We start from the raw sequence: 12,820 nt of genomic DNA, 5'->3' as shown, positions 1-12,820 counted from the left end.
GCGCTAGCCGACGCGGGTGTCGTACGTGTTTCTGTTGGCAAGCACCTCGTCCATGTGCGCCTCCGCCCACGCCTTGATCCCGCGGATGACGGAGTGGAGCGAGAGTCCGAGGTCGGTCAGCTCGTAGGTGACCGTGACAGGCACGGTCGGCGTCACCGTGCGGGTGAGCAGGCCGTCGCGTTCGAGGGAGCGCAGCGTCTGGGTGAGCATCTTCTGACTGACTCCGGCCAGCCGGCGAGACAGCTCCGAGTAGCGCATCCGCCGCGGCTCGCCGACGCAGTCTTCGTCCGGGTGTGGGCCGTCGCTGCCCAGCGCGGCCAGGACCAGCGTCACCCACTTGTCGGAGATCCGGTCGAGGAGCTGGCGGCTGGGACAGGTCGCCAGGAACGCCTCGTACTCCACCTTCGCCTGCGCCCGCTCCTGGGCCGCCGTTGTTGTCGGCATCGACCGCTCCTTCCCGTGCGGTGACCTACGCACTCTGAAGTGCGTACTTTCCATTGGAGAGTAACCCCTCCATCGTGGAGTTGCAGCACAAATCCCGGTCCACAGGAGGCAACATGTCCACCACCTTCCGCACCGCCGTCGTCCGCACCACGGGCGGTCCCGACTCCATCGAGATCATCGACGTACCCGTCGTCGAGCCCGGGCCGGGCCAGGTCCGGGTCGAGATCGCCGGGGCCGCGGTCAACCCCGTCGACCTGGCGCTCGCCGCCGGGGTGTTCCACCGGCTCGGGCTGATCGACCAGCCCGACCACACCGGCCTGGGCTGGGACTTCGCCGGTACCGTCACCGCGGCTGGTCCGGACGTCGACATCCCGGTCGGCAGCCGCGTCGCGGGGCTGGTCGCCGGCTTCGACCGGGACTTCGGCACGTACGCCGAGCAGCTGGTCGTCCCGGCGAGCGACACCGCTCTCGTGCCGGACGGCCTCGACCTGGCCACCGCCGCAACGGTTCCGCTCGGCGGCCTCGCTGCAGACCAGCTGGTCGATCTGCTCGGTGACGGTGGAGGCCGGAGCCTGCTGGTGACCGGGGCCGCTGGAGCGGTCGGGGCGAACGTCGTGACACTCGCCCAGGACCGCGACTGGCGGGTCACTGGACTCGCCCGCGCCGAAGACGAGAAATTCGTCCGGGGCCTCGGCGCCGACTTCACCACGGAGGCGGCGCGCGCCTGGGACGCGGTGGCCGACGGTGCCGCACTCCAGGAACAGGGCCTCACGCTGGTTCGCGACGGCGGCGTCTTCGTCGGCGTGCAGCCGGGCGCGGCACCGGCAGGGGAACGCGGCGTCACCGTCCGGGTGCTGGTGACGCAGCCCGACGGTGCCCGGCTCGCCCAGCTCCTCGACTCCACCGCGAGCGGCCACCTGCCGGCGCGGGTGCACGCCGTCGTACCGCTCGATCGGGTCGCCGACGCCCACCGCGTGATCGCGCGGGGCGGCGTACGCGGGAAGTACGTCCTTCAGCCCTGATCTTCGCCATCCCGGCCGCAACGTTCCAGGGACGACGCTCGACTTTCCGCAATGATCGACGGCATGGAGAACACGAGCGCCGCACCATGCGACACGGTCCGAGAGTCCTACTCGGCCAGATCCCAGGAGTACACGGACCTCTTCGGCTCCGTGAGTTCGACACACCCCTCCGATCGGGCCTTGGTGAGCAGCTGGGCCGCCACCCTGACAGGTCCGGTAGTCGACGCCGGGTGCGGTCCGGGGCAGTGGACGGATTTCTTGGCCGAGTGCGGACTGGCGGCGAGCGGGATCGATCTGGTTCCCGAGTTCGTCGAACGAGCTCGCCTGCAGTATCCCCACCTCTCCTTCGACATCGGCGGCTTCGAGACAGTGGACGCCGCGGACGAATCACTCGGTGGTGTGCTGTCGTGGTACTCGCTCATTCACCACAGTCCGCAGGACATCCGGACTCCGCTCGCCGAGTTCGCGCGCGTGATTCGGCCGGGCGGCGGGTTGTTGGTGGGCTTCTTCGAAGGAGCAACCGTGGAGACCTTCGACCATGCTGTGACCACTGCCTATCGGTGGCCGGTGGCGGAACTCGGCCAGGAGTTGGTCACGGCCGGCTTCGAGGTGATCGAGACCCATACACGAACGGGGAGCGGCCACAGGCCGCACGGCGCCATCACCGCACTCCGGCAGCACACCCGGTGAGATCCCTTCTCGGGCTGGAGAATTGCTACCCGGTTTGCCGGAGGCCGGTACGGGCAAGGCAGATGTCGGCAAGCTCGTCGAGCGACAGGGGAAGCACCCGGGCGAGGGCCGCGACAGTCGTGAATGCGGGTGTCGCCATCCGCCCGGTCTCGATCTTGCGCAGAGTCTCCGGGGAGATCCCCGCCTCCTGCGCAACCTCGGCGAGGGTGCGATCCCCGCGCGCCTGCCGTAGCTGAAGACCGAGGCGCTTACCTGCGGCCAGCTGTTCCGGAGTCAAAGGAAGACGCACCATGCGAGCAGTCTAACTCCGCAGCGGTATGAAAATACCTATACATCGTCTAGGGTGGTATTTTAATACCGATTTTGGCCTATCAGGAGGAGTAATTGGTGCTGGAACTGAAAACACCACAGGAGATCGCTGCGATGGACGTCACCGGCACGTTCATCGCCGAGTTGCTCGACGATCTCGAACACCGCGCGGGCCCGGGTGTGAATCTGCTCGAGCTCGAAGAACGCGCCCGCCAGCTGATCGCCCAGCGCGGCGCCACGTCGTGCTACTGGGACTACGCGCCGTCATTCGGGCGCGGGCCGTTCCGCAACGTCATCTGCCTGTCGGTCAACGACGCCGTACTCCACGGCCTGCCGCACGACTACGTGCTGCAGAACGGAGACCTGCTGAGCATGGACATCGCAGTGTCCATCGACGGGTGGGTCGCCGACTGTGCCCGCAGCATCATCGTCGGTGATCCACGACCCGAGGACGAGCGCCTCATCGCAGCCACCGAGAAGGCCCTGACAGCCGGCATCGCCGCCGCCGTACCCGGCAACCGGCTGGGCGATATCTCTGCCGCGATCGGCGCGGTCGCCGCCGAGTACGGGTACCCGGTCAACACCGAGTTCGGTGGTCACGGGCTCGGACGAACCATGCACGAAGATCCGCACGTATCGAATACGGGACGTGCGGGCCGGGGACTCACACTGCGACCGGGACTGACCCTCGCCCTCGAACCGTGGTTCGCCGCCGGCACGGACAAGATCGTCTACGACCCCGACGGGTGGACCATCCGCTCGGCCGATGGATCGCGCACCTCGCACAGCGAACACACCATCGCGATCACCGACGGCGCGGCGCTCGTGCTCACGCGCCGGGAACACGTCGCCGCATCCGCACTGTGATCAGTGGCGTCAGCGCCCGGTGGCGCCGAGGGCGTCGGAGCGTCCGGATGCCAGGCGGGACCATTGCGCGGTGGGCCGTCCGTCGGTGCGCATGATGTCCCTCGTGCCGGGCTCCCAATGCTGGGGCCAACCGCTCGGCGAATCCTCCCACGTTTCCTGACGGCCGTACGCGGTCATGTCGAGCAACCCGTACGTCGGAGCCATCGGTTCCAGACCGCGGCCGCTGGTCCAGAACGTCTCGAACACCCTGTCATCCTGTCGCAGATAACAGACCAGAGGCGCCGGGGACCGTGGGCGATCGCCGAGCAGGGCATCCGCCGCATCCTGCGCGGAATACCAGGGCACGTCCCAACCCATGAAGTCGCGGTAGCGGACGCTCACGTCGTACGGTCCCTGGCACAGCGTGGCGTACGTGACGTCGCGCGAGTGCAGGTACGACAGCTCGCGCACCTGGCCGTTGAAGAATGTGCAGCCCTCACATTGTTCGGCCGCGGGGTGGCCGGCGTGCCACATGTGGAAGTACGCGATCAACTGGCTGCGGCCCTCGAACACGTCCAGCAGCGGGACCGGCCCGTGCGGGCCGACCAGGGTGATGGCGGGGTCCACCTCGACCATCGGCAGTCGCCGGCGGGCCGCAGCAATCGCGTCGCCTTCGTGGGTGTGCGTCTTCTCCCGGACCCGCAGCGCATCCAGTTCGGCCTGGTAGGTCGCGCGGTCGACGACGGACGGGGTTGTTTCCGTGTTCACGACACTTTCCTTCCTCTTGGTGGGCTTTCACCTCACCGACGAAGGATTCCGTCCAAGATCGACAACAACCGCACAATGATCTCGAGATTTCTTCAGAGCTCGCGCAGGCGGCCGGTCAGGTAGCGGCGCTCGGCCTCGGTCGGCGCCAGCTGCAGGGCTTGCTCGTACGCTGCCTCGGCCTCGGCGGGGCGGCCGTCCCGGCGGAGCAGATCGGCCCGGGTCGCTGGCAGCAGGTGGTAGCGGTCGAGCCGGCCGGATGCCGTGATCTCGTCGACCAGGGCAAGGCCGGCCGGAATGCCGTCGGCCATCGCGACCGCCACGGCGTGGTTGAGATCCACCACCGGGGACGGCGCCAGTCGCGCCAACTCGGTGTACAGGGCCGCGATCTGCGGCCAGTCCGTGCTCGCCGAGTCAGGCGCGGTGACGTGGCAGGCGGCGATCGCGGCCTGCACCTGGTAACCACCGATGCGCCCCGATGCCAGCGCCTGGTCCAGCGTTGCCACACCTTCGGCAATCAGCGCATGGTCCCACCGAGACCGGTCCTGGTTCTCGAGGGTGACCAACGCTCCGTCGTCGGTGCGCGTCGCGCGCCGGGACTCGTGCAGCAGCATCAGCGCGAGAAGGCCACGCGGCTCCGGTTCCTGGGGCATCAGCCGGATCAAGAGCCGGGCCAGGCGGATGGCCTCGGCCGTGAGGGCCCGCCCGTCCTCCTCGTCGTAGCCCTGGTTGAAGATCAGGTAAAGCACCGCCAGAACCGCGGCCAGTCGCGGTGAGAGCACCTCGACGGGCGGGACCCGGTAGGGAATCCCGGCCTCGTGGATCTTGCGCTTGGCGCGGACCAGGCGCTGCGCCATCGTGGACTCGGCGGTCAGGAAGGCCCGGGCGATCTCGGCGGTACTCAGACCGGCCAACGTCCGCAGGGTGAGCGCGACCCGCGCCGGAAATGGCAGCGCCGGATGGCAACAGGTGAAGATCAGCCGCAGCCGCTCGTCGGGGATCTCGTCATGCGGCTCGTCCGGGTCGCGGGTCAGCACGGCGAGCTGGCGTACCTTGCCCGCACCTGCCGCGTCGCGGCGCAGCCGGTCGATCGCGCGGTGGCGCGCCGTCGTGGTGAGCCAGGCGCCGGGGCGGCGCGGAACGCCGTCGCGCCGCCAGTTCGTCAACGCGGAGGCGAATGCGTCCTGAGCACAGTCCTCGGCCAGATCCCAATCCCCCGTCAACCCGATGAGAGTCGCAACGACCTGCCCCCACTCGTCCCGGAATGCCGCATCGACCGCCGCACGCACTCGGTCATCGGGCGCAGTCATTCCCAGACGGGGCGGATTTCGACGCCGCCCCAGCGCGCGTAGGGATGGCCGGCAGCGATCTCGATCGCCTCGTCCAGGTTCGCGCACTCGACGATCACGAATCCGCCGACGAAGTCCTTGGTCTCGGCAAACGGCCCGTCCGAGACCAAAGTCTCACCGTCGCGGACCCGGACCGTCGTGGCATCCACCACCGGTCGCAGCCGCTGGCCGACGAGCATCCCGCCGCGTCGTTGCAGATCCTCCCACCAAGTCTGATGCACCGGATCCGCCGCGAGCTCCTCGTTCGTCGGCGATACCGACTCGTCGTCGCAGATCAGTAGCACGTACTTCATACCTGCGATTTTGCCTGACCGGTGTCACGGCGGGCGCCGGATCGGCCTACGCCGGCGTCCGGACGACGGTGAGCGCGGACTGCTGGCGGAGGGTGAAGCCGAGACTTTCGTACAGGCGGATCGCCGTCGTGTTCGCCTGCGCGGCGTGCAGGAACGGTCTTTCCCCGCGGGCGCGGATCCCTGCTCCCACGGCGCGCACGAGCCGGGCACCGAATCCGCGGCCCCGGAAACGCTCATCGGTGCAGACCGCGCTGATCTCCGTCCACCCGGGCGGATGCAACCGCTCGCCCGCCATGGCCACCAGTTCACCGTCGACACGAAAACCGAGATACGTCCCCATCTCGATGGTCCGCGGAAGATACGGTCCGGGCCGGGTGCGGCCGATCAGGTCCAGGATCTCGGGGACGTCCGCCGCGCCGAGCACCTCGGCGTCGGGGTCCGGTGCGACGTCCAGCGCGGTGCCGTCCATCTGGACCAGGCCGAAGGAGTCCACGACCTCCCAGCCCTGAGGCGGGGTGTGCCCGAATCCGCGCAGAGCGGCCGTCGACGACGACCCGAGCAGTGCCGCGAGATCCGCCCACTCCTCGTCGCCCAGCGTCGCCGGGTGGCCCACGTGCGGCGCGACGTCCGGGTGGTACCGCGCCACCCGGCCCGACCATGTGGCGAAATGCGCGTGCGCCCCGCGAAGGGATTCACGGATGGCGTCGTCCAGGGGATGAACGTCTGTATCGGCCGGCGCCGTCAGTTCCGTGGTCATCTCACCCCGTGTCAGGACGCGACGGTGCGCAACCAGCGGAACCGGCTGCGGTGGAACACGATCGGCTCGATCTCCGACTGCACCCTGAGCTCGTTGATCCGCAGGACCACGATCGCGTGATCCCCCGCGGGCACCTGCTGGGTGACGGTGGTGTCCAGCCACACCGATGCTCCGTCGATGAACAGCGCACCGCCGTCGGTGGTTTCGGTGTCGAGGCCCGCGAACCGGTCGCCGGTCTTCGCGGCGAGCACACGGGCGGCGGCGTCGTGCGCCTCACCGAGCACGCTGATCCCGACGTGGGCGAGGTCCGCGAGTTTCGGCCATGTGGTGGACGTGTTCTGCACGCAGAACGCGACCAGTGGCGGCTCCAGCGACACGGGCACGAACGTGCTCGCCGCCATCCCGACGCGCTCACCGTCGACTTCGGCGCAGACGGCGACGACGCCGCTCGGGAAATGTCCGAACGCCTCCCGGAGCGAAGTCTTGTCCAGTGTGCCGTCTGCCTGCGTCATGAGAGTTCCGTCCGGGTCCGGGCCGCCGCGGTCAGGATCGAACCCCATCGCTCGGCGTAGTCGGTGATACGTGTGTCGGTCGTGTAGGTGGTGTCGATGAGGTACAGGCCGGGAGCGGGGGCCGTCGCGCCGAGTTCGACGAGCACCGGCTTGAGCAGCAGGTCCGGCGCCATGGCGTGCGCGGGCCCGGCCCCGAGCATCAGCGGCACCACCACGACGTCCTTCAGGCCGTCTCCGGTCGCGAACTGGTCGAGGAACAGCTTCAGCACGCCCGTGTACGACGCCTTGAACGTCGGGCTGGCGAACACGACGAGGTCCGACGACGCCACCGTCTCCACGGCCGCCGCGACCTTGTCGTCACCCCACCCGAGCAGACCTGCCCCGAGTTCGATCACGTCGACCGTGGAATCCGCGGCGGCGCCCGTGACCGCGGTCGCGACCAGACCGGCTGCATCCAACGTCCGCGAACCGGGCTTGGGATTGCCCGCCACTACCGTTACCTTCATCGCTACATCACCTCTCGCGTGTCTACCCTGCCACCCTAGAGCACGCAGCCGGTCCGGTCGAATACCGCAGGGCAGGAACGGAAGTCGGGACACTCCCCTTCGAATCACGGCGATCCGAACCATTCCGCGCGGCGCCCGGAGGCGCTACCTTGCCCGTGGCCACACTCCGTGGTCATCCGATCGATCGTGGGGATTTTCCGTGAAGTTCAGCCGTTCTCTCGCCCTTGCCGCCGTGCCACTCCTGGCGGCACTGACTGCGTGCTCCGGTGGATCCGGCAGCGCCGACGGCGACACGGTCCGGATCGGAACCACCGAGGCCGGCGACCGCTCATGGGAGATCTTCGAGGACAAGGCGAAGGACGCGGGTATCACGCTCGACGTCGTGAACTTCTCCGACTACTCGCAGCCGAACATCGCCCTGTCGCAAGGGCAGATCGACGCCAATCTCTTCCAGCACCTGCAGTTCCTCGGCGAGTACAACACCGGCGCGGACGACGACCTCACCCCGATCGGCGCCACCCAGATCGTGCCGCTCGGCCTGTACTCGCAGAAGCACCAGAGCCTCGCCGACATTCCGCAGGGCGGCGAGATCGCGATCCCCAACGACCCCAGCAACCAGGCTCGTGCCCTGTTCGTGCTGAAGGGCGCCGGCCTGCTCACGCTGACCGGCGACAACCCATCCCCCACGCCCGCCGACATCGACACGGCTGCGTCCAAGGTGAAGGTAACCCCGGTCGACGCCGCCCAGACGGCGCTGTCGCTCGCATCCGTCGACGGCGCGATCGTCAACAACACGTTCCTCGAGCGTTCGGGCATCGACCCCCAATCGGCTCTCTACAAGGACGACCCGTCCAGCCCCGCCGCCGAGCCGTACATCAACACGTTCGTCACCCGCGCCGAGGACAAGGACAACGCGACGTACCTCGAACTCGTGAAGATCTGGCACGACCCCGAGATCCAGGCCGCCGTGCGCGAGGAGTCGAAGGGAACGTCGGTCGAGGTCGAACGCGACGGTGCCCAACTGCAGCAAATCCTGTCGCGGGTCGAAGAGGGAATCCGTTCGGCCAAGTAGATGACACCGATCGTCCGATTCGAATCCGTCACGAAAACCTTCCAGTCGGGAAAGAAGACCCTCACCGCTGTCGACGCCGTGGATCTCACCATCGAGAGGGGTGAGATCTTCGGGGTCATCGGCTACTCGGGCGCCGGGAAGAGCACGCTGGTTCGGCTGATCAACGGCCTGGAACGCCCGACCAATGGGCGTGTCGTCGTCGACGACGTCGACATCACCGCGCTGTCGGAATCGAAACTCCGGCACGTGCGCGCGAAGATCGGGATGATCTTCCAGCAGTTCAACCTGTTCCGCTCGCGGACCGTCGCCGGGAACGTGGCCTACCCCCTCGTCGTGGCCGGCTGGCCGCGACAGAAGCGCCGCGAACGCGTCGCCGAACTCCTCGAGTTCGTGGGCCTCTCCGACAAGGCACGGGCCTACCCCGACCAGCTGTCCGGCGGGCAGAAGCAGCGCGTCGGGATCGCCCGCGCGCTCGCGACGTCGCCGGACCTGCTGCTCGCCGACGAGTCCACCAGCGCCCTGGACCCGGAAACCACACAGGACGTACTCCGCCTGCTCCGCAAGGTGAACCGGGAACTCGGGGTCACGATCGTGGTGATCACGCACGAGATGGACGTCGTCCGGGCCGTCGCGGATCGTGTCGCCGTGCTGGCGGAGGGTCGCGTCGTGGAACTCGGCACGGTGTTCGACGTCTTCTCCGAACCCCAGGCGCCGGCGTCGAAGAGCTTCGTGAGCACGATCCTGCGTAACCGCCCGGAGCCCGCCGACCTGGAACGGCTGCGGTCGCGTTTCGGTGGCCGGATCGTCACCGCCGACGTGCGGGACGGCAGCCGGATCGGCGACGTCCTCTCCGACGCGGGAGGGCACGGCGTCCGGTTCGAGATCGTCTACGGCGGCATCACCACCCTGCAGGACCGCTCGTTCGGCAGTCTCACACTCGAACTCGTCGGTCCGGACGACGGCGTCGACGACGTGATCCGCCGGTTGCGGACCGTCACCGACGTCGAGGAAGTACAGGCATGACCACGAACTGGGACAAGCTGCGCCCCGTACTGTTCGAATCCATCGGCACGACCGTCTACATGGTGGTGATCACCCTGGTGGTCGGTGGACTGATCGGGCTCGTGGTGGGCACGCTGCTGTATGCCACGCGGAAGGGCGGGATTCTCCAGAACACGGCCGCCTACACTGTGCTGAACATCCTGGTGAACATCGTTCGGCCGATTCCGTTCATCATCCTGCTCGCCGCACTCGGGCCCGTGACCCTCGCCGTGGTGGGCCGGACCATCGGAACCGAGGCCGCGATCTTCGTGATGATCATCGCGTCGTCGTTCGCCATCGCCCGCATCGTGGAACAGAATCTGGTGACCGTCGATCCCGGCGTGATCGAGGCTGCCCGCGCGATGGGCGCGGGACCCCTGCGGATCATCGTCACCCTGCTGATCCCGGAAGCCCTGGGCCCGTTGATCCTCGGCTACACGTTCGTCCTCATCGGCATCGTCGACATGTCCGCGATGGCGGGGACGATCGGCGGCGGCGGACTCGGCGACTTCGCCATCGTCTACGGCTATCAGCGCTTCAACTGGCAGGTGACCCTCGTGGCCACCCTCGTCATCATCCTGCTCGTCCAGGCCTCCCAGTTCTTCGGCAACTGGCTGGCGCGAAAGGCGCTGCGCCGCTGACCCGTGAGTACTTGTCAACCGCCCGCGGTTAACAAGTACTCACGGGAGGCGGAGCCTCAGTTCGCGGCGACGTTCCCGCGTCACCGCGCCGCCGCTCAACGTAGGAGCCGAACCGACGAGGAGCGCCGTGTACGGGTGCTGGGGATCGGAGATCACCTGATGGGTGGGCCCGTCCTCGACGATGTTTCCGCGGTACAGCACGACGATCCGGTCGACCAGCGCCGCGACCGCCCCGAGGTCGTGCGAGATGAACAGCTGAGCGAGTTGCCGCGAGTGCCCGAGTTCGGTGAGCAGTTTCAGGATCTGGATGCGGTTGACCGAGTCGAGGGCGCTGACCGGTTCGTCGAGCAGCAGCAGCGCCGGATCGAGGACGAGGGCCCTCGCGATCGCGATCCGCTGGCGCTGCCCACCCGACAGGTCGGCGGGAATCCGCGCCGCGATGTCGGCGTCGAGTCCGACACTGCTCAGTACCGCTGCCACCCGCGACCGCACGAAACCCCGGTCGAGTCCGCCCCGCACGAGCAGTCCCTCGGCGATCGACTCGCCCACCGGAATGTCCGGATCGAGGCTCAGTAGCGGATCCTGGAACACGTATTGCACGGTCCCCGTGCGGCGGTGCGCCCTGCGGTGCGCCGTGGACAGGTCGTCGACGCGCTGCCCGCGGATCTCGATCGTTCCGGACGTGGGAGTGATCAGACCGAGAATCGTGCGGGCCAGTGTCGTTTTCCCGGAGCCGCTTTCACCGATGAGTCCCACCTTCTCACCGGCATCGATGGTCAGGCCGACGCCGTGCAGGATCTGCTTGCGGGCCCCGCGGGCCCCGCGCTCCACCCGGACGCCGGTCATGCGCAGCAACGACTCAGACACGAGCCGCCTCCTTTCCGGTGACCGACTCGAGCCCGTACTCCCGATGGTTCTCGACGAGTTGGCGGGTGTAGTCGTGCCGGGGCGCGGTGAGCAGGTCCTCCGCACGCCCGGACTCGACGACGGCGCCGTCCCGCATCACGATCACGCTGTCGCAGACCTGAGCCACCACGGCGAGGTCGTGGGAGACGAGGACGAGGGCGAGGCCCAGTTCGTCACGCAGGTCCTCGAGGAGGTCGAGCACCTCGGCCTGAACGGTGACGTCCAGGGCGGTGGTCGCCTCGTCCGCGATGAGGAGTTCCGGTTCCGCGGACACCGCGATCGCGATGAGCACCCGCTGGAGCATTCCTCCGGACAGTTCGTGCGGGTATTGGCGGTACACGGTGTCGGCGTCGTTCAGCCCCATTTTCCGGAAAAGTTCGACGCCGCGCCGCCGGGCGTCCGCGCGGGACAGCCCCAGGGTCGACCGGAGTGCCTCGGCCAGTTGTTCACCGACCCGGATGGACGGGTTCAGATAGGACGCCGGGTCCTGGAAGACCGCCGAGATGCGGGTACCCCGCAGCGGCCGCCAGTGTTTTCGACCGAGGTCGGTGAGTTCGATGCCGTCGAAATCGATCGAGCCTGCGGTGACGCCGATTCCGCCGGGCAGGATTCCGAGGATGGCCCGGCAGGTCAGCGACTTACCGCTGCCCGATTCGCCGACGATCCCGAGGGCTTCGCCGCGCGCGAGGGAGAAGTCGACGCCGTGGACCAGTTCGGTTCCGTCGTCGAGTGCGATGCGCAGATCGCTCACGGTGAGCACCGGAGTGTCGGGACGCGTGGTTGCGGGTGCCGACGGGGCATCCAATGTGTCAGTGGACATCCGAGGTGACCTCCTGTTTCCTGCGGGCGCGTGGTTGGGGTCGGCCGGTCGCATCCCGCAGCGCGTCGGCGATGGCGTTGAGTGCCCAGACGGTGGCCACGATCAACAGGGCGGGCACGACCGGGCCGAACGGAACCTGGTAGAGGTACTGCAATCCGCTGGCGAGGAGTCCGCCCCAGGTCGGGTCCGGCGGAACGACCCCGATCCCGAGGAACGTCAGCGAAGACACGATGACGAGGCTGGCTCCGGTCATCGCCGCGAACGTCACCCCCACCGCCGGCAGCACCTTACGCACCGCGTGGCGACGGATGATCCAGGACGTGTCGGCCCCCATCAGTTCGGCGGCCTCGACGTACTGGGAGTTCGCCACCGTCAGCGCCGCGGCACGGGTGACCCGGTAGAACGCGGGTGCGATGAGGATGCCGACCGCGAACATCGCCTGCGCGAGCCCGTTTCCGAGCAGCGCGGTCATCGCGACGGCGAACACGAGGAACGGCAGCGTGATGAGCGCATCCATCAACCGGAGGGTGAACCATTCCACGCCGCGCCCGAGGTACACCGACAGGAAGCCCGGGATCACGCCGAGGAGGAATCCGACCACCACGCACTGCAGTGCGGACAGCACCGACACGGTCGAACCCGCCAGCAGCCGGCTGAACACGTCCCGTCCGACGTTGTCCGTCCCGAGCCAGTGAGTTCCGCTCGGGCCCTGCAGGATTGCCGACGTGTCCTGCTCGAGCGGGTCGAACGGCGCGAGGGCGGGCCCGAAGACCGCGAGCACCACGATCAGCCCGAGAACGACCACCGCTGCGCGAGCGGAGTGATAGCGCAGGATTGCTGTGAGCAT

17 protein-coding genes are annotated in these 12,820 nt (G+C 68.2%); 6 read left to right on the top strand and 11 right to left on the bottom strand.

The window, feature by feature from the left end:
- Nucleotides 1–3: 3 nt before the first annotated feature.
- On the bottom strand, nucleotides 4–444 hold the full coding sequence (locus QM841_RS05610) for a winged helix-turn-helix transcriptional regulator (RefSeq protein WP_283331215.1): 441 nt from the start codon (nucleotides 442–444) through the stop codon (nucleotides 4–6).
- Nucleotides 445–557: 113 nt separating this feature from the next.
- Between QM841_RS05610 and QM841_RS05605 the strand changes: the two genes are divergently transcribed.
- Nucleotides 558–1,466, top strand: a complete 909-nt coding sequence (locus QM841_RS05605) for an NADP-dependent oxidoreductase (protein WP_283331214.1) — start codon at nucleotides 558–560, stop codon at nucleotides 1,464–1,466.
- 63 nt (nucleotides 1,467–1,529) lie between these two features.
- Complete coding sequence (locus QM841_RS05600; protein WP_283331213.1) at nucleotides 1,530–2,156, top strand: class I SAM-dependent methyltransferase; 627 nt, start codon at nucleotides 1,530–1,532, stop codon at nucleotides 2,154–2,156.
- Nucleotides 2,157–2,181: 25 nt separating this feature from the next.
- On the opposite strand, the gene QM841_RS05595 is transcribed toward QM841_RS05600, so the two are convergent.
- A complete protein-coding gene (locus QM841_RS05595; protein ID WP_009474442.1) occupies nucleotides 2,182–2,448 on the bottom strand; it encodes a helix-turn-helix domain-containing protein in 267 nt (88 codons plus the stop codon).
- Nucleotides 2,449–2,543: 95 nt separating this feature from the next.
- Between QM841_RS05595 and map the strand changes: the two genes are divergently transcribed.
- A complete protein-coding gene (gene map, locus QM841_RS05590; RefSeq protein ID WP_280782043.1) occupies nucleotides 2,544–3,332 on the top strand; it encodes a type I methionyl aminopeptidase in 789 nt (262 codons plus the stop codon).
- A 9-nt stretch (nucleotides 3,333–3,341) separates the two neighbouring features.
- Here the strand turns inward: map and QM841_RS05585 are convergent, their stop codons facing one another.
- The 6 genes from QM841_RS05585 to QM841_RS05560 all read right to left on the bottom strand — a co-directional run bounded on the left by QM841_RS05585 (nucleotide 3,342) and on the right by QM841_RS05560 (nucleotide 7,493).
- The gene (locus tag QM841_RS05585; protein ID WP_283331212.1) at nucleotides 3,342–4,079 is read right to left on the bottom strand and encodes a DUF899 family protein; all 738 of its coding nucleotides are present in this window, start codon (nucleotides 4,077–4,079) and stop codon (nucleotides 3,342–3,344) included.
- Between the two features lie 92 nt (nucleotides 4,080–4,171).
- Nucleotides 4,172–5,386, bottom strand: coding sequence for an RNA polymerase sigma factor (locus tag QM841_RS05580; protein WP_283331211.1), 1,215 nt, complete (start codon nucleotides 5,384–5,386; stop codon nucleotides 4,172–4,174).
- Nucleotides 5,383–5,718, bottom strand: coding sequence for a YciI family protein (locus QM841_RS05575; protein ID WP_283331210.1), 336 nt, complete (start codon nucleotides 5,716–5,718; stop codon nucleotides 5,383–5,385). The genes QM841_RS05580 and QM841_RS05575 overlap by 4 nt, the downstream gene beginning before the upstream one ends.
- Nucleotides 5,719–5,764: 46 nt before the next feature.
- Nucleotides 5,765–6,475: a GNAT family N-acetyltransferase gene (locus QM841_RS05570; protein WP_283331209.1), complete on the bottom strand. Its 711-nt coding sequence runs from the start codon at nucleotides 6,473–6,475 to the stop codon at nucleotides 5,765–5,767.
- A gap of 11 nt (nucleotides 6,476–6,486) precedes the next feature.
- The gene (locus QM841_RS05565; protein WP_007300445.1) at nucleotides 6,487–6,987 is read right to left on the bottom strand and encodes a flavin reductase family protein; all 501 of its coding nucleotides are present in this window, start codon (nucleotides 6,985–6,987) and stop codon (nucleotides 6,487–6,489) included.
- Nucleotides 6,984–7,493 (bottom strand): NADPH-dependent FMN reductase, encoded by a 510-nt coding sequence (locus tag QM841_RS05560; protein ID WP_280782048.1) that lies wholly within the window; start codon nucleotides 7,491–7,493, stop codon nucleotides 6,984–6,986. The genes QM841_RS05565 and QM841_RS05560 overlap by 4 nt, the downstream gene beginning before the upstream one ends.
- Nucleotides 7,494–7,692: 199 nt before the next feature.
- Here QM841_RS05560 and QM841_RS05555 point away from each other — a divergent pair, with 199 nt between their 5' ends.
- From QM841_RS05555 to QM841_RS05545, 3 genes are read left to right on the top strand one after another with little or no spacing between them, the layout of a single operon-like run.
- On the top strand, nucleotides 7,693–8,565 hold the full coding sequence (locus QM841_RS05555) for a MetQ/NlpA family ABC transporter substrate-binding protein (protein WP_283331208.1): 873 nt from the start codon (nucleotides 7,693–7,695) through the stop codon (nucleotides 8,563–8,565).
- Nucleotides 8,566–9,588 (top strand): methionine ABC transporter ATP-binding protein, encoded by a 1,023-nt coding sequence (locus QM841_RS05550; RefSeq protein ID WP_280782050.1) that lies wholly within the window; start codon nucleotides 8,566–8,568, stop codon nucleotides 9,586–9,588.
- Entirely contained in the window at nucleotides 9,585–10,247 is a 663-nt protein-coding gene (locus QM841_RS05545; RefSeq protein ID WP_283331207.1) for a methionine ABC transporter permease, read from the top strand. Before QM841_RS05550 ends, QM841_RS05545 begins: the two co-directional genes overlap by 4 nt.
- Before the next feature lie 39 nt (nucleotides 10,248–10,286).
- Here QM841_RS05545 and QM841_RS05540 read toward each other — a convergent pair whose 3' ends face one another.
- The 3 genes from QM841_RS05540 to QM841_RS05530 are packed head-to-tail and all read right to left on the bottom strand — an operon-like array spanning nucleotide 10,287 to nucleotide 12,820.
- A complete protein-coding gene (locus QM841_RS05540) occupies nucleotides 10,287–11,114 on the bottom strand; it encodes an ABC transporter ATP-binding protein (RefSeq protein ID WP_283331206.1) in 828 nt (275 codons plus the stop codon).
- Nucleotides 11,107–11,973 carry an ABC transporter ATP-binding protein gene (locus QM841_RS05535; protein WP_283331205.1) on the bottom strand — a complete coding sequence of 289 codons (867 nt, stop codon included), beginning with the start codon at nucleotides 11,971–11,973 and terminating at the stop codon, nucleotides 11,107–11,109. The genes QM841_RS05540 and QM841_RS05535 overlap by 8 nt, the downstream gene beginning before the upstream one ends.
- The gene (locus QM841_RS05530) at nucleotides 11,963–12,820 is read right to left on the bottom strand and encodes an ABC transporter permease (protein ID WP_283331204.1); all 858 of its coding nucleotides are present in this window, start codon (nucleotides 12,818–12,820) and stop codon (nucleotides 11,963–11,965) included. The genes QM841_RS05535 and QM841_RS05530 overlap by 11 nt, the downstream gene beginning before the upstream one ends.

This window comes from Rhodococcus sp. IEGM 1307, from assembly GCF_030056915.1.
Classification (GTDB): Bacteria; Actinomycetota; Actinomycetes; order Mycobacteriales; family Mycobacteriaceae; genus Rhodococcus_F; species Rhodococcus_F opacus_D.
The sequence above is the reverse complement of the archived record's forward strand: the minus strand, read 5'-3'. Positions and strand labels throughout refer to the sequence as shown.